The organism is Oryzihumus sp., assembly GCF_036391795.1.
Classification (GTDB): Bacteria; Actinomycetota; Actinomycetes; order Actinomycetales; family Dermatophilaceae; genus Oryzihumus.
The window spans coordinates 1-20,040 of record NZ_DASVZH010000119.1; the positions used below are offsets into that span (position 1 = coordinate 1).

Consider the following 20,040-nt stretch of genomic DNA (forward strand, 5'->3'; position numbering starts at 1 on the left):
GCGGTCCTGCTCCTCGGTGGCTTCGCGGTCGGCGGCTTCCTCGTCGGGCGCACCATCGGCTCCACCACCGGGGCAGGCCCGCACGGCGCCATGATGGGTCCGCGCGGCGCTGGACCGTTCAGTGACCGCGGCCAGGGCAACGGCAACGGCCAACGTCACCGGCTCGTGCCCGGTATGCCGGGCGGTCGCCTCCCGGCCCTGCCGGGCCTGGGTGCCGGTCACGGGGAGTACACGGCGCAGGGCCGCACCTTGGTGTTCCAGACCGGCCAGGTGACCGCGGTCTCGGGCACCTCGATCACGCTGCGCAGCACCGACGGCTTCAGCCAGAGCTACACGATCGACAGCACCACCCGCATGCGCGGCATGCAGGTGGCGGCGATCCGCACCGGGGACACCGCGTTCGTCCTGGCGGACAAGTCCAGCCACGTCGCCTCCATGGTGGCGCTGGTGTCGACCCAGGGTTCCGGGTCCACCGGCTGACCCCCTAGGTTCTGCCCCGTGAGTGCGGAGCTGCCCAGCGGGGCCCAGTGGACGATCCGGCACGGGGACCAGGAGGCGGTCGTCGTCGAGGTCGGCGGCGGCCTGCGGGCGTGGACCCGTGGTGGCGTGCCGGTGCTCGCGGGCTACGCGGAGGACGAGCAGTGCTCGGCCGGACGCGGCCAGGTGCTCATGCCCTGGCCGAACCGGGTCGCCGACGGGCGCTACGCCTTCGGTGGCCGGACCTTCCAGCTCGCGCTGAGCGAGCCCGACCACCACAACGCCATCCACGGCCTGGTCCGGTGGGCCATGTGGACCCTGCTGGAGCACGAGCCGCACCGGGCCGTCGTCGGCTACCGCCTGCGCCCGCAGCAGGGCTGGGGTGGCTGCCTCGACCTCGAGGTGGCCTACGAGCTCGACGAGGACGGGCTCACCGTCACGCCGCGGGCGCACAACGTCGGCCCCGCCGCGGCGCCGTTCGGCTTCGGCGCCCACCCCTACCTGACCACGGGCGAGGACCGCGTCGACGAGCTGACGCTGAGCGTGCCTGCGGGGCGGCGCCTGCTCGTCGACGACCGGCTGCTGCCGACCGGCACCGAGCCGGTCGACGGGGGCCCGCTGGACCTGCGGGCCGGTCGCCCGCTGGGGGACACTGTGCTCGACACGGCCTTCACCGACCTGGCGCCGGACGAGGACGGGCGCTGGCGGGTGCACCTGACCCGGCCCGGCAGCGACCGGGCCGTCACCGTGTGGGGCGACCCGGCATACCGGTGGGTGCAGGTGTTCACGGGGGACACCCTCGCGGGGGAGCTGGCCCGGCGCAGCGGGCTGGCGGTCGAGCCGATGACCTGCCCGCCCAACGCGCTCGCGACCGGTGAGGACCTGGTCGTGCTCGAGCCCGGTCAGGTGTGGTCGGCGCCGTGGGGGATCAGCACCCGCTGACCCCCCGGCGGGTCAGCCCTCGGCGGAGACCAGCGGCACCGCCGCAGGCATCGGGTCGGTGGCCGTGGCCGGCTCGGGCGCCTCCGCGGCGACGCCGTTGGCGTGGGCGGGGATGCGGCGTTCGACCGCCATCGCCAGCGCGGCCATCACCGCGCAGCCGCCGATGAGCATGGCGATGAAGGCGAGGTCGAGCCGGGCACCGATCATCACGCCGGCCACCGCAGGCCCGATGATGGCCGCGCCCTGGAAGGCGGCCGACATGATCGCGTTGTAGCGGCCGCGCAGGTGGTCGGGCGACAGGTCGTTGGTGATCGCGGGGATGGTCGGCTGCAGCAGGGTCTCCCCGAGGGCGAAGATGCCGGCGCACGCGATGACCAGCGCGGTGGCCGCGGCCGTGCCGGGCACCAGGCCGGCCAGGCCGAGGGAGAGCCACGACAGGGCCCAGATCGCGCACAGCACCAGGACCACGCGGGTGCGGCGTCGTCCCTCGATCCGCTGGAGCACGAACAGCTGCAGCACCACGATGGTTGCGGTGTTGACGGCGAAGGCCGCGCCGATGGTGCGCGGGGTGACCTCGCCGACCACCCGGGCGAACGCGGTGAACCCGGCCTCCATCTGGGCGTAGCCGACGAACGCCGACAGGAAGGTCAGCAGGATGACCGGGCGCAGCGCGCGGTCGCGCACCAGCGTGAGGTAGCTCGTCGTGGCCGGCGCGGCGCCGTCCTCGGCGGGCTCCTGCTCGACCTTGCCGGTCACGTGGCGCAGCGGCCCCAGCAGCATGGTGAACGGGGCGAGGAACGTCAGGGCGTTGCCGAGGTAGATGGCCATGAACGTGCCCGGGCGGTGCACGTCGACGATCGATCCGGAGATCAGCCCGCCGATGCCGATGCCGAGGTTGACCAGGGTGAAGTTGATGCCGAAGTAGCGTTGGCGGATGCCGCTGGGCACCACGCTGGCGATCATCGCGTTGAAGCCCGGCCAGAAGATGCCGCCCGCGGCGCCGAGCAGGGCCAGGGCGAGCGCGGCGACGGCGGGCGTGGTGGCGAACGCCAGCAGAACGTTGCCGAGCATCTGGGCGACCATCGCGGGCAGGATGACGCGGCGCGCGCCCAGCCGGTCGATGAGCGTGCCCGCGGGGCCGACGATGGCCATGCCGACGAACGCGGGGATGGCCAGCAGCACACCGGTGGTCTCGAGGGAGAAGTGCCGCACCTCGTGGGCGTAGATGACGCCGAAGGGCAGGACCAGCCCGGTGCCCAAGGTCTCGATGGCGACCGTGGAGAGCATGAGCTTGCCCTCGCGCGGCAGGTCGTGCCAGAACGAGGCGAGCGAGGGGCGGGGCTGTGCGGCGGTCGTCACGGCCAACATTGTCTTGGCGGCCACCGACAGGTCGAAACCGATTTTCGGGGGCCGCCGCGGGCGGATAACCTTGGTCGAGCGCACCGTGCGCCAATCAGCCATGCCCGGCCACCAGCCGGGAGCGGGTGGACCTGACGAGCAAGAGGTGGACTGTGCCGACGGGCAAGGTCAAGTGGTACGACGCGGAGAAGGGCTTCGGCTTCCTCAGCGACGACGAGGGCGGTGACGTGTTCCTGCACGCCAACGCCCTGCCGGCCGGTGTCACCACGCTCAAGGGCGGCACGCGGGTCGAGTTCGGCATCGTCGAGGGCCGCCGCGGCGCCCAGGCGCTGTCGGTCCGCGTCCTCGAGCCGGCCCCGTCGGTGGCGGCCTCGGTGCACGAGAAGAAGCGGCTCCCGGCCGACCAGATGGCCGTCGTCTGCGAGGACGCCATCAAGCTGCTCGACGCCGCCTCCAACTCCTTCCGCCGGGGGCGCTACCCCGACAAGGCCCAGGCGGCCAAGATCGCCAAGGTGCTGCGCGGCGTGGCCGACCAGCTCGACGGCTCGGTGGGCTGATCGCATGCCACCCAGGGAAGACGCCACCCTCCGCAGCGCGGTCGACCTCGCCCGCGAGGCCGCCGAGGGCATCGCCGAGCGTGACACCGTCGGCGACCACATCGGCTTCGTCATGGACGAGGAGCGCCTCGCGACGCACTACTTCGCGTGCACCGCGCCGGCCTACCCCGGCTGGCGCTGGGCGATCACCGTCGCGCGCGCCCCGCGGGCCAAGAAGGTCACCGTCTGCGAGACCAACCTGGTCCCCGGCGAGGGTGCCCTGCTGTCCCCGGAGTGGCTGCCCTACGCCCAGCGGCTGGCACCCGGCGACCTCGGCGCCGGCGACGTGCTGCCCTACATCGAGCAGGACCCCCGCCTCGAGCAGGGGTTCGAGGCCACGGGCGACGAGGACGTCGACCAGATGGCGGAGTGGGAGCTGGGCCTGGGCCGCAAGCGCGTCCTGTCCGCCGAGGGCCGCGAGGAGGCCGCACAGCGCTGGTACGACGGCGAGAACGGCCCGAGCACGCCCGTCGCCGAGCAGGCGCCCGCGCCGTGCTCCAGCTGCGGCTTCTTCGTGCCGATGGCGGGTGCCCTCCGCTCTTTTTTCGGCGTCTGCGCCAACGCCTGGTCTCCCTCCGACGGTCGCGTCGTGAGCCTTGACCACGGCTGCGGCGCACACAGCGAGGTCGACGTCGAGCGTCCCGAGCCGGCGCCGCACGACGAGCCGATCGTCGACGAGTTCGCCTACGACGCCCTGGTCTGAGGCCCACGTCACGCCGCCGGCCTGACTACCCGCGGGTAGCCTTGCCGGCATGCCCTGGACCCCGTCCGACCTGCCCACCCTCGACGGCGTCCGCGCCCTCGTCACCGGCGCCAACTCCGGGATCGGCTGGCACACCGTCGCCGCGCTGACCCGTCAGGGCGCCCGCGTCACCCTGGCCTGCCGCAACACCGCCGCCGGTGAGGAGGCGGCGCAGCGCATCCGCGACGGCATCCCGGGCGCCGACCTCGAGGTCCGGCACCTCGACCTGTCCTCGCTGGAGTCGGTCGTCCGCCTCGCGGGGGAGTGGGACGGCCCGCTGGACCTGCTGGTCAACAACGCCGGGGTGATGACCCCGCCGACCTGGCAGGGCACCAGCGACGGCTTCGAGCTGCAGTTCGGCACGAACCACCTGGGCCACTTCGCCCTCACCGCCGGTCTGCTGCCGGCGCTGCTGGCCGCGCCGGCGCCACGCGTGGTGACGGTCTCCTCGATCCGGCACCACTGGGGCACCGAGGCGGTCCTCGAGGGGAACCCCGCCGAGAGCTACCGCCCCGGTCCGGCCTACGGCAACTCCAAGCTGGCCAACCTCCTCTTCGGGGCCGAGCTGCAGCGACGGGCGGCCACGCGCGCGCCCCAGCTGACCTCGACCATGGCCCACCCCGGCGTCTCCGCCACCGGCCTGGTCACCGACACCCAGGGCATGGGCGCCAACCCGGTCATCCGCGCGCTCGCCCCGGCTGCCCTGCGGCTGGCCTTCCAGTCCGCGGCCGCAGGTGCCAACCCCAGCCTGTATGCCGCCACCGCCGCCGCGCCCGGGTCCTACACCGGTCCGCAGTGGCTGGGCGAGACCCGCGGCCCCATCGGTCCGGCCCGGCTGAGCGCGTTCGCGCAGGACGAGGCGCTGGCGGCCAAGCTGTGGGACCGCAGCGAGGAGCTGACCGGGGCGAGCTGGCGCTGGGAGTCCTGACCCGGCATACCGGTCAGGCGTCGGCGGCGTTGCCGCGGCCGCGGCGCACGTAGCTCCACCCGATGAAGCCGAGCACGACGCCCGCGACACAGGTCCAGGGCCACCAGTGCCGTGACCCGCTGTGCAGGGCGGGCACGACCAAGGTGACCACCAGGGCGAGCGCCCAGACGGCGATGCCGACCTCGATGACCCGTGTGGTCCTGACCTTCAGGGGCTGCTGGTCGGGGATCGGCGGGATGGTCACCCCCACACTGTAAGCGGATGGATGCGGGGGGTTGCGCATCCACCCCCTACCCTGTAGGCCATGCCGTCAACCGTCACGTCGCCACGGCCCACTGCTGCGCGAGGGGCCCTCGACAACTTCTTCCGTATCACCGAACGAGGCTCGACGATCGGGCGGGAGGTGCGCGGCGGGTTCGCCACCTTCTTCACGATGGCCTACATCGTCGTGCTGAACCCGCTGATCATCGGCACCCAGACCGATGGAACGGGCCACTTCCTCGGCGGCGGGAGCTCGCCGAACCTGGCCATGGTCGCCGCCGCGACCGCGCTCGTCGCCGGCGTCATGAGCCTGCTCATGGGTGTCGTCGCCAACTACCCCCTGGCCATCGCCGCGGGCCTGGGCCTGAACGCCTTCGTGACGTTCGGCATCGCCAAGCTGCCCCAGATGACGTGGGCCGACGCCATGGGGCTGGTGGTCATCGAGGGCATCATCATCACGGTCCTCGTGCTGACCGGGTTCCGGCAGGCGGTCTTCCGCGCGGTGCCGGCGCAGCTCAAGGTCGCCATCAGCGTGGGCATCGGCCTGTTCATCACGATCATCGGCCTGGTCGACTCCGGTTTCGTGCGCAAGCCGGTCTCGGGGCCCGTCCCGGTCGAGCTGGGCATCGGCGGCTTCCTCGCCGGCTGGCCGCTGCTGGTCTTCATCGCGGGCCTGGTCGCCATCATCGTGATGATGGTCAAGCGGGTGAAGGGCGCCATCCTCTACGGCATCGTCGGCGCCACCCTGCTGGCGATGCTCGTCGAGTGGACCTTCAACATCGGCGGCCAGACCGACAAGACCGGCAAGGTCGTCAACCCGACCGGGTGGGGCCTCAACGTGCCGAAGATGCCCGACAACGCCTTCGACATCCCTGACTTCGGCCTGCTGGGGCACTTCTCCCTGCTGGGCTCCTTCTCCAAGATCGGCATCGTCTCGGCGGCGCTGCTCGTGTTCACCCTCGTGCTCGCCGACTTCTTCGACACGATGGGCACGATGGTCGCCATCGGCGCTGAGGGCGGCCTGCTCGACAAGGAGGGCAACCCGATCGGCGCCCAGAAGATCCTGGTGGTGGACGGCCTGGCCGCTGCCGCGGGTGGCGTCGGCAGCGTCAGCAGCAACACCGGCTTCATCGAGTCCGCAGCCGGCGTGGGCGAGGGTGCCCGCACCGGTCTGGCCGCGGTGGTGACCGGCCTGCTCTTCCTGGCCTCGACCTTCGTGGCCCCGCTCGTCGCGGTGGTGCCCTACGAGGCGGCCACGCCGGCGCTGGTCGTGGTCGGCTTCCTCATGATGCAGCAGGTCAAGGGCATCGACTGGGACGACCTGGAGATCGCCTTCCCGGCGTTCCTCACCATCGTCCTCATGCCGTTCACCTACTCGATCACGGTGGGCATCGGCGCCGGGTTCGTGCTCTACGTGCTCATCAAGGTCGTCCGGGGCAAGGCGCGCATGCTGCACCCGATCCTGTGGGTCGTGGCGTCGCTGTTCGTCGTCTACTTCGCGATCGACCCGGTCAAGGAGCTGCTCGGCGTCAAGTGAGCAGACGGGCCGCGTGGGCGGTCACTGGTGAGCGGCGGGTTCATGGTCTCCATGGCCCGCCGCTTCCAGCTGCAGCGTGCTGTGCGCCACGTCGAAGTGCCCCTCGAGGCAGCCCTGCAGCCGGTCCAGCAGCTGCGGCAGGGACCCGTCGGCGAACGCCGCCTCGTCGACCACGATGTGCGCCGACATCACCGGCACCCCGGACGTGATGGTCCAGCTGTGCAGGTCGTGCACGTCCCGCACGCCGTCCTCGCCGAGCAGGTGGTCGCGCACCTGTTCGAGGTCGACACCGGGCGGCGCGGACTCCAGCAGCACCTCCCCGGCCTCCCGGAGCAGGCTCCACGCCCGCGGCAGGATCATCACCGCGATGGCCAGGGAGACCACGGCGTCGGCCCGGGCCCAGCCCGTGAGGGCCACGACGACGGCCGCCGCGATGACCCCGGCCGAGGCGAGGGCGTCGGACAGGACCTCCAGGAACGCGCCCCGGACGTTGATCGAGTGGGCCTGCCCCTGGCGCAGGAGCAGCAGTGAGGCGGAGTTGGCGGCGAGGGCCAGCACACCGAACGCCAGCATGACCCCGGGGCGCACCGTCGCCGGGTGGAGCAGCCGCTCGATGCCCTGGACGCCGACCGCGCCGGCGAGCACGAGCAGCAGCGTGGCGTTGCCGAGCGCGGCGAGCACCTCGGCGCGCTGGTAGCCGAAGGTCCGGCGCATCGTCGGGGGCCGGTGCGCCAGATGGGTGGCCAGCAGTGCCACCGCGAGCCCGGCCGCGTCCGCCACCATGTGCGCGGCGTCGGCCCACAGCGCGAGGCTGCCGGACAGTGCCGCGCCCACCACCTCGGCGACGACCACTCCGAGCGTGATGAGCAGGACCGTGCGCAACCGCCCCCGGTATGCCGTGCTGGCCGGTCCGGCGCCCGGCACCGGTCCGTGGGAGTGCGAGTGCCCGTGACCCATGACCGCACGATATCCAGCCCGCTCTCCCGCGTTCCGGCGAAGGGGAATAGTTAGCACAGGTAATGAGTTATGCTAACGACATCAGGGAGGCATCATGACAACCAGGGACAAGGCGCCGGCGTCGACCTCTCTCGCGACGTTGGCCAACGACCTCCGGCTGGCCTGCATGAGGATCAGCCGCCGGGTCCGCTTCGAGAGCACCGACATCGTGGCGCCGCACCAGTTCAGCGTGATGGCGCGTCTGCAGGAGACCCCTCGCACCCCGCGCGAGCTCTCCGACATCGAACGGGTCAGCCCCCCGAGCATGAGCCGCACCGTCGCGGCGCTGGTCGAGCGGGGGCTCGTCCTGCGGGCCGACGACCCGACCGACGGGCGTCAGGTGATCCTGTCGCTCACGCCGGAGGGTGCGCGCACGCTCAAGCACATCCGGCGCCGCCGGGACGAGTGGATGGCCAGCCGGATCAAGGGCCTGTCCGCCGAGGAGCGCGAGGTGCTCGCCCGCGCGAGCGAGATCCTGCTGAGGGTGGCGGGTCAGTGAGTCCGACCTTCCGTTCCCTCGCGATCTACAACTACCGGATCTACGCCGCAGGCGCCCTCATCTCCAACGTCGGCACCTGGATGGGCCGCGTGGCCCAGGACTGGCTGGTCCTCACCGAGCTGACGCCGCACTCCTCGGTCGCGCTCGGCATCGTCACCGGCCTGCAGTTCCTGCCGCTGCTGCTGCTGGCTCCCTGGACCGGCATGATCGCCGACCGGTTCAACAAGCGCCGCATCCTCGCGCTGACGCAGAGCTCGCTGGCCCTGACCTCCGCCCTGACCGGCGTGCTGGTCCTCACCGGCACCGTCGAGCTGTGGCACGTCTACGTGCTCGCGTTCCTGCAGGGTGTGGCCACGGCTGTCGACAACCCGGCCCGCCAGACGTTCGTCTCCGAGATGGTGCCGCGTGAGGAGCTGACCAACGCGGTCGGCCTCAACAGCGCCTCGTTCAACGCCGCCCGGCTGATCGGCCCCGGTGTGGCCGGCCTGCTCATCGCGGCTGCCGGAACCGGCCCGGCGTTCCTCATCAACACGCTGACCTTCGTCGCGGTCCTGGTCGCCCTGTGGCGGCTGCGGACCAGCGAGCTCCGGCCGGCGCCGCGGGCCCGCGGCAAGGGGCAGATCATCGAGGGCGTGCGCTACGTGCGCAGCCGCCCGGACCTCATGCTCATCATGGCGATCGTGTTCGTGCTGGGCACCTTCGGCATGAACTTCCAGCTCACCACGGCCCTGATGGCGACCTCGGTCTTCCACAAGGGCGCGGGGGAGTACGGCCTGCTGGGTTCGATCATGGCGATCGGCTCGCTGTCCGCGGCCCTGCTCTCGGCACGGCGACCGCGGCCCCGGCTGCGGATCCTGCTGGCCGCCCTGGCCGGCTTCGTGGTCTCGACCCTCGCCGCGGCCCTCGCGCCGGGCTACGTGTGGTTCGCGGTTGCGCTGGTGCCGGTGGGGCTCAGCGCCCTGACGGTGCTGACCAGCGCGAACTCGATGGTGCAGCTCGGCGTGGACCCGCAGATGCGCGGCCGGGTGATGGCCCTCTACATGGCGATCTTCATGGGCGGCACGCCGCTCGGCTCACCGCTGGTGGGCTGGATCGGCTCGGCCTGGGGCCCGCGGTGGACCATCCTCATCGGCACGATCACGGTGGCAGGCGCGCTGGTGGCTGCCACGCTGTACCTCATGCGCACGGAGAACCTGCACCTGGAGTACCGCTGGACCGGACGGCCCCGCGTCGTCCTGGTCCGCGAGCCGGCCCCGGAGCCGATGCCCGAGATCGCCGCCTGATGACCCCACGATTCCGTCGCCTGATCGTGCTCGTGGCGCTGGCTGCCCTGGTGGCTGCCGCCGTCATCGGAGCGCTCGTGCACTGACCGCACACACGTGACGGGGCCGGCGCCACCCAGGAGGTGGCGCCGGCCCCGTCGTGGTGACGAGCGGTCAGACCGGACTGCAGAGCGAGACGTCCAGCTGCGACGCGCAGCCCGCGCTCGGCGCGCTGGAGGGCAGGTCGCCCACGATGGTCGGGATCGACGTCGGGCTGATCGACGCCGTGGTCGCCGTGGAGCCAGGGGTGCCGTCGCCGGACCCCAGGATGGGCGGCCACACGCCGTGGCTGCTGGAGGGGGAGCTCGACGGCGAGGTCGTGGACGGCGTGCCCTCAGGGCTGGTGCCCGAGCTCGGCGGCTGCGAGGTCGTGGTCGACTGCGGTTCACTCGGCGCGGAGCTCGTCGCGTGGTGCCCGGGCGGGATCGGGATGTGCGGCTTCTCCGACGGCTTCTGGCCCGGCTTCGGCGGTCCCTGCGGCTGGTCTGCGAAGGCCGCCGGCAGGAACGAGGCGGGGACCTCGTTGACGTCGTTGGCGTAGGCCTCGGCCAGCGCCTCGACGGTGCGCACGTAGGAGTCGGAGTTGTTGTAGCGCAGCAACGAGCCGTAGAGGTCGCTGGACTGGCGCAGGTCGACCCGGCCGGCGCAGAGGTAGGCGCCCGCACTGGTCGCCGCGTCCTCGATGCTCTGCGGGTTCTTGAACCCGTCGGCGTCGGCGTCGGTGCCGACCTGGCGCCACGTGCTCGGGATGAACTGCATCGGGCCGACCGCGCGGTCCCAGATGCCGTCCTGGTCGTAGAGCCCGCTGTCGGTGTCCTTGATCCGCTCGGTGCCGTGGGTGCCGTCGAGCTCCGGGCCGAAGACGCCCGGCGTGGCGATCCCCTGGTCGTTGAGGTGGTTGCCGCCGAAGCGCCCGTGGTCGCTCTCGATCTTGCCGATGGCGGCGAGGACCGGCCAGTCCAGGTGACAGCTCGGCTTGGCGGTGCGCAGCAGGTGGGCCGCCGAGCGGTAGGCGGCCAGCGCCTGCGCCGGGACCCCGGACCGGTCGATGACCACCGCCTCGGAGCTCGTCGACTTCGTGCCGGGGCGGATGCCCAGGCCCTTGGCCACCCAGGAGGGAGCGATGGGCGGGGACCCCGCGTCCTCCATGATGAACTCGGGGACCTTGACCAGCGTCGCCGAGGTGTTCGCCGCCGACGCGCTGTCGGGGGCCTGCCCGAGGGCAGCGAGGGCGACCCCACCACTGATCAGGGCCACCGCCGGGACCGCGGCCCAGATGCGGCGCCACGGGACGGTGACCGTCCGTGCTTGTCCGTTCCTGCTCACGTCTCGTCTCCTTGCTGGTTCCGCTCCCCACCCCCGGGGCTGTCACGGGACCAACGAGGCGGTCGGGGAGGAAGTCACGCATGCCGCCACGCGGTTGAGATCCATCACTTCCCCAGCCACCCGGCATACGCTGCAGACGCCCGGGGACGTTGCGCGGAGGGGCCTGACATGTCATCACGAAAGCCGTCCGGTTTGCACGTTTTGCCCAGGTTCTGGGCGGGAGTCGCGGTGCTCGCCGTGGTCACGACCGGTGTGACGGGCTGCTCCAGCAGCGGACACCGCAAGGCGGCGACGCCGAGCACCCCGCCGACCTCGACCACGACCACGACCACGGCGAAGGCGCCGGCGGTCAACCCGCTGACCGGCGTGGGCGCGCCCCCGTCCGGACCGGTCATCGCGGTCAAGGTCGACGACACCGAGAACGGCCGGCCCTCGCGTGGGATCGACCAGGCCGACGTGATCTACCTCGAGCAGGCCGAGGGAGGCCTGAGCCGGATGCTGGCCGTCTTCTCCGGGCACCGGCCCCGCGTCGAGGCGGTGCGCAGCGTCCGCACGAGCGATCCCGAGCTGCTGTGGCAGTACGGCCGGGTCATCCTCGTCTTCTCCGGCGGCGCCCGTCCGGTCCTGCCGATCATCGACCGCGCCCCGCTGCACACCGTCGTCAACGACCGCGGCGGCCCGGGTTTCAGCCGTGACCCCTCACGCCCGGCGCCGTACAACCTGGTGGCCGACCTGGCCGTGGTGGCCAAGCGGGTCACGGGCGCCGGCGTGCGCGACGTGGGCTTCCGCTTCGCCTCCAGCGACCCGAGGCTGGCCTCGGCACCGGTCGCCGCGCAGGTCCGCACCTCGGTCGGCGCGACCACGGTCACCTTCGTCTGGGACGCCGCGCGGCACCGTTACGTGCGCACCGTCGACGGGCGCGCGCTGACCACCGCCGGCGGGGTGGTGCTGGCCAAGCCCAACGTCCTGGTGCAGTTCTGCTCGATCGTGCCGGACCGTCGTGACATCGACGTCAACGGAAACCCCTCGCAGTACACCCACACCATCGGGTCCGGCCGGGTCGTGCTGTTCCGCGACGGGAAGCGGATCGAGGGCCGGTGGTCGCGGCCCACCCCGGGGGCGCCGACCACGTTCACCGACACGGCCGGCAAGCCCCTGACGTTCGCGCCTGGCGGGCTGTGGGTGGCGCTCGTGGCGACCAGCGCCAAGGTCTGACCGGATCGGGCCACCCGGAGCACCCCGCGAGATCGACGAAACCCACACCACCGCACGGGCGGTGGTGTGGGTTTCGTCGATCACGGCGAGGGGCGTCAGCCCAGCTGGGCCACCACGTGCTCGACGCAGCCGATCAGCGCCGAGACGTCCTCGGGGTCGACCGCCGGGAACATCGCGACCCGCAGCTGGTTGCGGCCCAGCTTGCGGTAGGGCTCGACGTCGACGACGCCGTTGGCGCGCAGCACCGTGGCCACCGCCGCGGCGTCGACCTCGTCGGCGAAGTCGATGGTGCCCACGACCTGGGAGCGCGCGGCCGGGTCCGCGACGAACGGCGAGGTGTATGCCGTGTCCTCGGCCCAGGAGTACAGGCGCGAGGAGCTGTCGGCGGTGCGCTTGACCGCCCAGTCGAGGCCGCCGTTGCCGTTGATCCAGCGCAGCTGCTCGGCGAGCAGGGCGAGGGTGCCCACGGCCGGGGTGTTGTAAGTCTGGTTCTTGCGCGAGTTGTCGATCGCGGTGGGCAGGCTGAAGAAGTCCGGCACCCAGCGGCCGGTGGCGGCGATCTCGTCGACCCGGGCCAGGGCGGCCGGGGAGAACGCGGCCAGCCAGAGCCCGCCGTCGGCGGCGAAGCACTTCTGCGGGCCGAAGTAGTAGACGTCGCTCTGGGTGATGTCCACCGGCAGGCCACCGGCGCCGGAGGTCGCGTCGACGAGCACCAGCGCGTCGTCGTCGGCGCCGGCCACGCGCTGGACCGGGGCCATGACACCCGTGGAGGTCTCGTTGTGCGGCCAGGCGTAGACGTCGATCCCGGCCTCGGCGACCGGCGCGGCCAGGGTGCCCGGCTCGGCCTTGATGATGCTCGAGCTGCCCAGGAACGGTGCCTTGTCGGTCACGGTCGCGAACTTGCTGGAGAACTCGCCGAACGCCAGGTGCTGGGCGCGCTCGCGCACCAGGCCGAACGCGGCGATGTCCCAGAACGCCGTGGAGCCACCGTTGCCGAGGACGATCTCGTAGCCCTCGGGCAGCGAGAACAGCTCGCGCAGGCCCTCGCGGACCTCCCCGACGAGGTTCTTCACCGGGGCCTGGCGGTGGGAGGTGCCCAGCACGGTGCGCCCGAGCGAGGCGAGGTAGTCGACCTGCTCGGGGCGGACCTTGCTCGGCCCGGAGCCGAACCGGCCGTCCTTCGGCAGCAGCTCGGCGGGGATGGTGATGGCGGCGTCGGTCACGAGACGTCCTTCGGGTCAGAGGCGGGATGCGGCAGTTCTGACGCCGTTGTCAGGTGTGACCCATTCAAGCAAACCGTCCAGCCCGTGGACGCGATGGTCCGCCCGGTGGGACGGAGGTCTCAGCCGGCGTGACCCGGCGCGACCTGCTCGTCCCAGCCGGCGACGTCCTCCGCGGGGCGCGGGCCCTCGCCCACGTAGCGCGCCGACGGCCGGATCAGGCGCCCGGTGCGCTTCTGCTCGAGCACGTGCGCCGACCAGCCGGCGGTGCGGGCGCAGGTGAACATCGGCGTGAACATCGAGGCCGGCACCTGCGCGAAGTCGAGCAGCACCGCGGCCCAGAACTCCACGTTGGTGGCCAGCACCCGGTCCGGCCGGCGGGCGTGCAGCTCCTCCAGGGCGGCCTTCTCCAGGGCGGCCGCGACCTCGAAGCGGGGGGCGCCCAGCCGCTCGCACGTCGCACGGAGGACGCGCGCACGGGGGTCCTCCGCGCGGTACACGCGGTGCCCGAAGCCCATGAGCCGCTCGCCCTTGTCGAGCACCTCCTTGACGTAGGCCGTGGCGTCGCCGGAGGACTCCACGCCCTCGATCATGTGCAGCACGCGGGACGGCGCGCCACCGTGCAGCGGGCCGCTCATCGCGCCGACCGCGCCGGACAGGCACGCGGCGACGTCGGCGCCGGTGGAGGCGATCACGCGGGCGGTGAAGGTGGAGGCGTTCATGCCGTGCTCGGCCGCGGAGACCCAGTAGGCGTCGACAGCCTCGACGTGGCGCGGGTCGGGTTCGCCGCGCCAGCGGATCATGAACCGCTCGACGATGGTGTGGGCCTTGTCCACCTCACGCTGGGGGACCATCGGGCGGTCCTGCCCGCGGGCCGACTGCGCGATGAAGGACAGCGCCATGACCGAGGCGCGGGCGAGGTCGTCGCGGGCCTGCGCCGGGTCGATGTCCAGCAGCGGCCGGAAGCCCCACACCGGCGCGAGCTGGGCCAGCGCGCTCTGCACGTCGACGCGCACGTCGCCGGTGTGCACCGGCAGCGGGAAGGGCTCCGCCGGTGGCAGGCCCGGGTTGAACTTGTTGTCGACCAGCAGCCCCCACACGTTGCCGAACGACACCTTGCCCACGAGGTCGTTGATGTCGACCCCCCTGTAGCGCAGCGCGCCACCTTCCTTGTCGGGCTCGGCGATCTCGGTCTCGAACGCGATGACACCCTCGAGTCCGGGCTTGAAGTCGCTGTCGGTCATCAAAGCACTCCGTCCCTGCGCCCGACCGCGGTGTCGGGGGCGCCTGCCATTCTGCACCGTGTCCGCGCCGAGGGAACTGCCCGGTCCGTTCGAAGGGCCGCGTTCCCGCTTCCCGCACAAGGAGCCCGCCATGGCACGAGCACCCCGGTCGCCTCGCCGCCCCGAGGTCGACCTGCCCGACCTCGAGCCCTTCGGCGATGCCGGCCTGGAGCAGGCCGGGGAGTACGACGCCGTGGAGCTGCGCGACCTCGACCTGTCCGGCCAGGACGGGCGCGACGCCCGGTTCCTCGAGTGCGGGCTCTACGCCTGTCGCCTGGACGAGACCCGGCTGCGGGGAGCCCGCTTCGCCGACTGCGTCCTCGCCGACCTGCAGGGCGTGGCGCCGGACCTGGCCGAGACCTCGTGGCTCGACGTCGTGGTCAGCGACCCACGCCTGGCGGCGGTCCAGGCGTTCGGTGCCGAGCTGCGCCGGGTCGCGGTGCGTGGCGGCAAGGTCGACTACCTCAACCTGCGCGGGGCCACCCTGCAGCACGTGTGGTTCGAGGGGTGCGTGCTGCGCGAGGTCGACTTCGCCGAAGCCACCCTGGTGGACGTCAGCTTCGAGGGGTGCCAGCTGGTCGAGCCGGACTTCTCCCGGGCCCGGCTGGAGCGGGTGGACCTCAGCGGCGCCGACCTCCGGGCGCCCAAGGGCGTGACCAGCCTGGCCGGCGCGACGATCGCCCAGTCCCAGCTCTACGACCTTGCCCCCGCGTTCGCGGCCCAGCTCGGCCTCACGGTCCTCGAGGGTCGTTAGCCTTCGACCCATGACGCCTGCGGACCGCCACGACTACCTCGGTGAGGGGCTGCTCGAGCAGGACCTCGCCACCACCCCGTGGCGGCAGGCCGGCGCCTGGCTGGAGGCCGCGCGCGAGCGGGCCGCCGCCGAAGGCGATGTGCCCGAGCCGACGGCGATGTCGGTGGCCACCGTCGACGCCGACGGCCGCCCCGACGTGCGCACCGTGCTCATGCGCTTCTTCGACCCCAGCGGCCCGGGCTTCGTCACCAACCTGGAGTCGGCCAAGGGCCGCCAGCTCGCCGGCAACGCCGGCATCGCCGCCTCCCTCACCTGGCCGGCAATGTATCGCGCGGTCCGCTTCCGGGGCACAGCCCACCTGCTGCCCGAGGAGCAGGTGCGCGAGTACTTCGGCCACCGCCCATGGGGTTCGCGGGTCAGCGCGTGGGCGTCGCGGCAGTCGCAGGTCATCGACGGCCGGGAGGGGCTGGAAGCCGCCTACGCGCGATACGCGGCGCAGTGGCCCGACCGCGGCGGGGCCGACGACGTGCCGGTGCCGCCGTTCTGGGGCGGCTACCGCATCACCTGCGACGAGGTGGAGTTCTGGGCGGGGCGGCGCGACCGGCTGCACGACCGGCTGGTCTTCGTCCGGGTCGGCGACGGTGACCTCGACGACCCGTCCGCGTGGCGGGTGGAGCGCCGCCAGCCCTGAGGTCTGCGGTCCGGATCGCGGGACGCGCCGGACCCAACTTGCCGGTAACCCCGCCCGGTGCTCTAGCGTGACTGCTGTCACAAGCGTGACAGCGGGCGCCACCGTCGCCGTTCGCCGCCAGCCCCCCGGGGCCGCCGCGACCTGCGAGGAGAACCATGCCCAGCCATCCCCACACCCCTGCCGTGCACCGCGTCGTCGCCGACGTCACCGAGCGGATCCGCGAGCGCAGCCGGCAGACCCGCCGCGACTACCTCTCGCGCATCCAGCACGCCGCCGCCGAGCGTGGCGGGCGCCTGACCCGCGCCGACCTCGGCTGCAGCAACCTGGCCCACGCCGTCGCCGCCTGCGGGGGCTCGGACCGTGCCGCCATGTCGGGGGACAGTGCCGTCAGCCTCGGCATCGTCACCTCCTACAACGACATGCTCTCGGCGCACGCGCCGTTCGAGCACTACCCGCAGCAGATCAAGGACACCGCCCGCGGCCTCGGTGCGGTCGCCCGCGTCGCCGGTGGCGTGCCGGCGATGTGCGACGGCATCACGCAGGGCCGCGACGGCATGGAGCTGAGCCTGTTCAGCCGTGACGTCATCGCCATGTCGACCGCGATCGCGCTCTCCCACGACGTGTTCGACGGCGCACTCATGCTCGGGGTGTGCGACAAGATCGTGCCCGGCCTGGTGGCCGGCGCCCTCGCGTTCGGCCACCTGCCGGTGGCGATGGTGGCCGCCGGCCCGATGAGCAGCGGCCTGCCCAACGCCGACAAGGCGGCGGTCCGCCGGGCCCACGCCGCCGGCGAGGTCGGCCGCGAGGAGCTGCTCGCCGCCGAGACCGCGTCGTACCACTCGCCGGGCACGTGCACGTTCTACGGCACCGCCAACTCCAACCAGCTGCTCATGGACGTCATGGGCCTGCACCTGCCCGGTGCGGCGTTCGTCTCGCCCGACGACCCGCTGCGTGCGGCGCTGACCGCCGAGGCGACGCGCCGGGTCGCCGAGATCGCCGCGAGCGACCGGTCCTACGGCATCGGCCACGTCGTGGACGAGAGGGTCGTCGTCAACGGCGTCGTCGCCCTGCTCGCCACCGGCGGCTCGACCAACCACACGATGCACCTGGTCGCGATGGCCGCCGCGGCCGGCGTCCAGCTCACGTGGGAGGACTTCGACGACCTGTCGCGGGTCGTGCCGCTGTGCGCCCGGATGTACCCCAACGGGACCGCCGACGTGAACCACTTCCACGCCGCCGGAGGCACCCCCTTCCTCATCGGCACCCTCCTCGACGCCGGGCTGCTGCACGGGGACGTGCTGACCCTCGCCGGCCCGGGACTGGACCGCTACCGCCGGATGCCGGCCCTCGAGGACGGCGTGCTCACCTGGCGCGAGCCGGCCGCGGCGAGCACCGACCTGGACGTGCTTCGCCCGGCGAGCGACCCCTTCGCCCCCGACGGCGGCCTGCGGGTGCTCAGCGGCAGCCTCGGCCACGCCGTCATCAAGGTCTCGGCCGTCGCCGCCGAGCACCGGGTCATCGAGGCGCCGGTGCGGGTCTTCACCGACCAGGTCGGCTTCCTCACCGCGTTCTCCCGCCGCGAGCTCGACCGGGACGTGGTCGTGGTCATCCGCGACCAGGGTCCCTCGGCCAATGGCATGCCCGAGCTGCACGCGCTGACCCCGTCCCTGGGCGTGCTGCAGAAGCGCGGCTTCCAGGTCGCGCTGGTCACCGACGGGCGCATGTCCGGCGCGTCCGGGGCGATCCCGGCGGCGATCCACGTCACGCCTGAGGCGGTCCACGGCGGCCCGATCGCCCGGCTGCGCGACGGCGACGTGGTCCGGCTGGACGCCGACCGCGGCACCCTCGACGTCCTCGTCGCCGAGCAGGAGTGGGACGGCCGCGAGGCGGTCACCACCGCGGGCGGCCAGACCTTCGGCACCGGGCGCGAGCTGTTCGCCGGGATGCGCCACCTGGTCGGCCGGGCTGACCAGGGCGCCCACGTCTTCGGCGCGGTGGACACTGTCAGCACGCCCGACCACCACCTGCAGGAGAGCACCTCATGACGTCCGTCGCCGAGACCAACCACCCCCGGACCGCAGCCGGGCTGCTCGCGGTCAGCCCCGTCATACCGGTCGTCGTCGTCGACGACGTCGAGCAGGCGGTGCCGCTGGCCCAGGCGCTGCTGCGCGGTGGTGTGGGGATCATCGAGATCACCCTGCGCACCCCCGCCGGCCTGGCCGCGATCGAGCGGGTGGCCGCCGAGGTGCCCGACATGGTCACGGGCGCGGGCACGGTGACCTCCCCGGCGCAGGTCCACGCCGTGCAGCGGGCCGGTGCACAGTTCCTGGTCACCCCCGGGTCGCCGGCCGGCCTGCTCTCGGCCGCGCTCAACAGCGGTATGCCGCTGCTCGCCGGTGCGGCCACCCTCACCGAGATGATGACCCTGGCCGAGCACGACCTCGGCGCGATGAAGTTCTTCCCGGCGCAGGCCAGCGGCGGGGTGGAGTTCCTCAAGGCGGTCTCCGGGCCGCTGCCGCACCTGCGCTTCTGCCCCACCGGGGGCATCACGACGGCCAACGCGGCCGACTACCTGGCGCTGCCCAACGTCGGCTGCGTCGGCGGGTCGTGGCTGACCCCCAAGGACGCCGTGGCGGCGGGGGACTGGGGCCGGGTCGAGCAGCTGGCGCGGGAGGCGGCGGCGCTGCCGCGCTGACCCGCCGCGCACGCGACGGCGCCGGCCTGCGTGACGGAGGCCGGCTCCGTGCATGGAACAGCCCGTGAGGTCCGGGCCTTGCGGTCCGGGGCGCGATGGACGAGTCGCGCATCCTCACGGGCTGCGGTGACTGCTTGGGATTGCGGTCACCCTTGCCGTCCACGACTGGCGCACCCGAGGGGGGCCAGGGAACGGGCTGGGCTAGCGCTCAGCCACCTCACGCGTCCTGTGAATACTCACTAACGGACCACCTCCCTTCTCGTGTGCACACGACGGTAGGTCGGTGTCCGGCAGCGCGCAATGCCTTTAGGCCGCCGCGTCTCAGACGGTGGTGACGACCTCGTCGAAGTCCAGGCGGGGGCTGCGCGGGAACCAGGCGTCGGGGCCCGGCTTGCCGATGTTGACCACCGCGAGGGCGCGGTGCTCGCCGTCGGGGAAGAACTCGCGGGTCACGGCGTCGGCGTCGAAGCCGGTCATCGGGCCGGCGGCCAGCCCGGCGGCGCGGACACCCAGGATGAAGTAGGCGATCTGCAGGGTGGCGTTGAGCTCGGCGGTGCGCAGGCGCATCGCCTCGTTGCCCCCGAACATGTCCTTGGCCGCGGGGAAGTGCGGGAAGACCTTGGGCAGCTCCTCGTGGAACTCGTTGTCCGCGGCGAGGATGGCGACCAGCGGGGCGGCCTGCGTCTTGGGCCGGTTGCCCTCGGCCATGAGGTCGACGAGCCTGGCCCGGGCCCCGTCGCTGCGGACGAGGACGATGCGCAGCGGCTGGTTGTTCATGGACGTCGGCGCCCACTTGACCAGGTCGTAGATGGCGCGCACCTGCTCCTCGGACACCGGCTCGTCGGTGAACGTGTTGGCGGTGCGGGCCTCGCGGAACAGCAGGTCCTGGGCTTCGATGGAGAGCTGGAGCTGGTCGGCGAACTCGGCCTCGAACTGCTCGAGGTCGGCCTGGGTCTCGGGGTAGGTCGTCATGAACGGTTGAACGGTCAACGAACTGGGGATATTTCCACCGGGATGTCCGTTTTGGTGTGGCCTGCGCCACGCCTGGCGCGCCGTACGGCGCCCGCCATTCTCCGCCGACAGGGACGTTTCTCGGGCTTCAGACCCGGCCGCTTCAAGTGGTTGTTGCAACGAGGATGACGGAAGGATCCGGTCATGCCTGGTGCACGGTTGTCGGAGCAGGAGCGCGCGCAGATC

General features: G+C 72.5%; 19 protein-coding genes and 1 pseudogene. 13 read left to right on the forward strand and 7 right to left on the reverse strand.

What is annotated here, in order from left to right; genetic code table 11:
• Together VF825_RS06900 and VF825_RS06905 are read left to right on the forward strand one after the other, a co-directional pair.
• Positions 1-480, forward strand: a pseudogene (locus VF825_RS06900) (hypothetical protein); the annotation flags it as partial.
• 18 nt (positions 481-498) lie between these two features.
• Positions 499-1,419 (forward strand): aldose 1-epimerase family protein, encoded by a 921-nt coding sequence (locus VF825_RS06905; protein WP_331111530.1) that lies wholly within the window; start codon positions 499-501, stop codon positions 1,417-1,419.
• Between the two features lie 12 nt (positions 1,420-1,431).
• Here VF825_RS06905 and VF825_RS06910 read toward each other — a convergent pair whose 3' ends face one another.
• Positions 1,432-2,778 (reverse strand): MFS transporter, encoded by a 1,347-nt coding sequence (locus VF825_RS06910; RefSeq protein ID WP_414695786.1) that lies wholly within the window; start codon positions 2,776-2,778, stop codon positions 1,432-1,434.
• A gap of 152 nt (positions 2,779-2,930) precedes the next feature.
• On the opposite strand from VF825_RS06910, the gene VF825_RS06915 reads away from it, so the two are divergent.
• The 3 genes from VF825_RS06915 to VF825_RS06925 are packed head-to-tail and all read left to right on the forward strand — an operon-like array spanning position 2,931 to position 5,044.
• Positions 2,931-3,335 (forward strand): cold-shock protein, encoded by a 405-nt coding sequence (locus VF825_RS06915; RefSeq protein ID WP_331111532.1) that lies wholly within the window; start codon positions 2,931-2,933, stop codon positions 3,333-3,335.
• Positions 3,336-3,339: 4 nt separating this feature from the next.
• Complete coding sequence (locus VF825_RS06920) at positions 3,340-4,077, forward strand: DUF3027 domain-containing protein (RefSeq protein WP_331111534.1); 738 nt, start codon at positions 3,340-3,342, stop codon at positions 4,075-4,077.
• Between the two features lie 49 nt (positions 4,078-4,126).
• On the forward strand, positions 4,127-5,044 hold the full coding sequence (locus VF825_RS06925) for an oxidoreductase (protein WP_331111536.1): 918 nt from the start codon (positions 4,127-4,129) through the stop codon (positions 5,042-5,044).
• 13 nt (positions 5,045-5,057) lie between these two features.
• Here VF825_RS06925 and VF825_RS06930 read toward each other — a convergent pair whose 3' ends face one another.
• Positions 5,058-5,288: a DUF2530 domain-containing protein gene (locus tag VF825_RS06930; protein WP_331111538.1), complete on the reverse strand. Its 231-nt coding sequence runs from the start codon at positions 5,286-5,288 to the stop codon at positions 5,058-5,060.
• Positions 5,289-5,348: 60 nt separating this feature from the next.
• On the opposite strand from VF825_RS06930, the gene VF825_RS06935 reads away from it, so the two are divergent.
• Positions 5,349-6,842: an NCS2 family permease gene (locus VF825_RS06935; protein WP_331111540.1), complete on the forward strand. Its 1,494-nt coding sequence runs from the start codon at positions 5,349-5,351 to the stop codon at positions 6,840-6,842.
• A gap of 21 nt (positions 6,843-6,863) precedes the next feature.
• Here the strand turns inward: VF825_RS06935 and VF825_RS06940 are convergent, their stop codons facing one another.
• On the reverse strand, positions 6,864-7,799 hold the full coding sequence (locus tag VF825_RS06940) for a cation diffusion facilitator family transporter (RefSeq protein WP_331111542.1): 936 nt from the start codon (positions 7,797-7,799) through the stop codon (positions 6,864-6,866).
• Positions 7,800-7,893: 94 nt separating this feature from the next.
• On the opposite strand from VF825_RS06940, the gene VF825_RS06945 reads away from it, so the two are divergent.
• Positions 7,894-8,337 (forward strand): MarR family transcriptional regulator, encoded by a 444-nt coding sequence (locus VF825_RS06945; protein ID WP_331111544.1) that lies wholly within the window; start codon positions 7,894-7,896, stop codon positions 8,335-8,337.
• A complete protein-coding gene (locus tag VF825_RS06950) occupies positions 8,334-9,620 on the forward strand; it encodes an MFS transporter (protein WP_331111546.1) in 1,287 nt (428 codons plus the stop codon). The genes VF825_RS06945 and VF825_RS06950 overlap by 4 nt, the downstream gene beginning before the upstream one ends.
• A gap of 153 nt (positions 9,621-9,773) precedes the next feature.
• Here VF825_RS06950 and VF825_RS06955 read toward each other — a convergent pair whose 3' ends face one another.
• Positions 9,774-10,985 carry a lytic transglycosylase domain-containing protein gene (locus tag VF825_RS06955; protein ID WP_331111548.1) on the reverse strand — a complete coding sequence of 404 codons (1,212 nt, stop codon included), beginning with the start codon at positions 10,983-10,985 and terminating at the stop codon, positions 9,774-9,776.
• Positions 10,986-11,222: 237 nt separating this feature from the next.
• Here VF825_RS06955 and VF825_RS06960 point away from each other — a divergent pair, with 237 nt between their 5' ends.
• Positions 11,223-12,200, forward strand: coding sequence for a DUF3048 domain-containing protein (locus VF825_RS06960; protein WP_331111550.1), 978 nt, complete (start codon positions 11,223-11,225; stop codon positions 12,198-12,200).
• Between the two features lie 95 nt (positions 12,201-12,295).
• Here the strand turns inward: VF825_RS06960 and serC are convergent, their stop codons facing one another.
• Complete coding sequence (serC, locus tag VF825_RS06965) at positions 12,296-13,423, reverse strand: phosphoserine transaminase (protein WP_331111553.1); 1,128 nt, start codon at positions 13,421-13,423, stop codon at positions 12,296-12,298.
• Between the two features lie 119 nt (positions 13,424-13,542).
• On the reverse strand, positions 13,543-14,664 hold the full coding sequence (locus tag VF825_RS06970) for a citrate synthase 2 (RefSeq protein WP_331111556.1): 1,122 nt from the start codon (positions 14,662-14,664) through the stop codon (positions 13,543-13,545).
• 130 nt (positions 14,665-14,794) lie between these two features.
• Between VF825_RS06970 and VF825_RS06975 the strand changes: the two genes are divergently transcribed.
• From VF825_RS06975 to eda, 4 genes are all read left to right on the forward strand, one after another.
• The gene (locus VF825_RS06975; RefSeq protein WP_331111558.1) at positions 14,795-15,457 is read left to right on the forward strand and encodes a pentapeptide repeat-containing protein; all 663 of its coding nucleotides are present in this window, start codon (positions 14,795-14,797) and stop codon (positions 15,455-15,457) included.
• Between the two features lie 10 nt (positions 15,458-15,467).
• Positions 15,468-16,148 carry a pyridoxamine 5'-phosphate oxidase gene (gene pdxH, locus VF825_RS06980; RefSeq protein WP_331111560.1) on the forward strand — a complete coding sequence of 227 codons (681 nt, stop codon included), beginning with the start codon at positions 15,468-15,470 and terminating at the stop codon, positions 16,146-16,148.
• A gap of 155 nt (positions 16,149-16,303) precedes the next feature.
• Positions 16,304-18,193 carry a phosphogluconate dehydratase gene (gene edd, locus VF825_RS06985; RefSeq protein WP_331111563.1) on the forward strand — a complete coding sequence of 630 codons (1,890 nt, stop codon included), beginning with the start codon at positions 16,304-16,306 and terminating at the stop codon, positions 18,191-18,193.
• Positions 18,190-18,843 carry a bifunctional 4-hydroxy-2-oxoglutarate aldolase/2-dehydro-3-deoxy-phosphogluconate aldolase gene (gene eda, locus VF825_RS06990; protein ID WP_331111565.1) on the forward strand — a complete coding sequence of 218 codons (654 nt, stop codon included), beginning with the start codon at positions 18,190-18,192 and terminating at the stop codon, positions 18,841-18,843. Before edd ends, eda begins: the two co-directional genes overlap by 4 nt.
• A gap of 321 nt (positions 18,844-19,164) precedes the next feature.
• Here the strand turns inward: eda and VF825_RS06995 are convergent, their stop codons facing one another.
• Positions 19,165-19,815, reverse strand: coding sequence for a malonic semialdehyde reductase (locus tag VF825_RS06995; protein ID WP_331111567.1), 651 nt, complete (start codon positions 19,813-19,815; stop codon positions 19,165-19,167).
• Positions 19,816-20,040 lie beyond the last annotated feature (225 nt).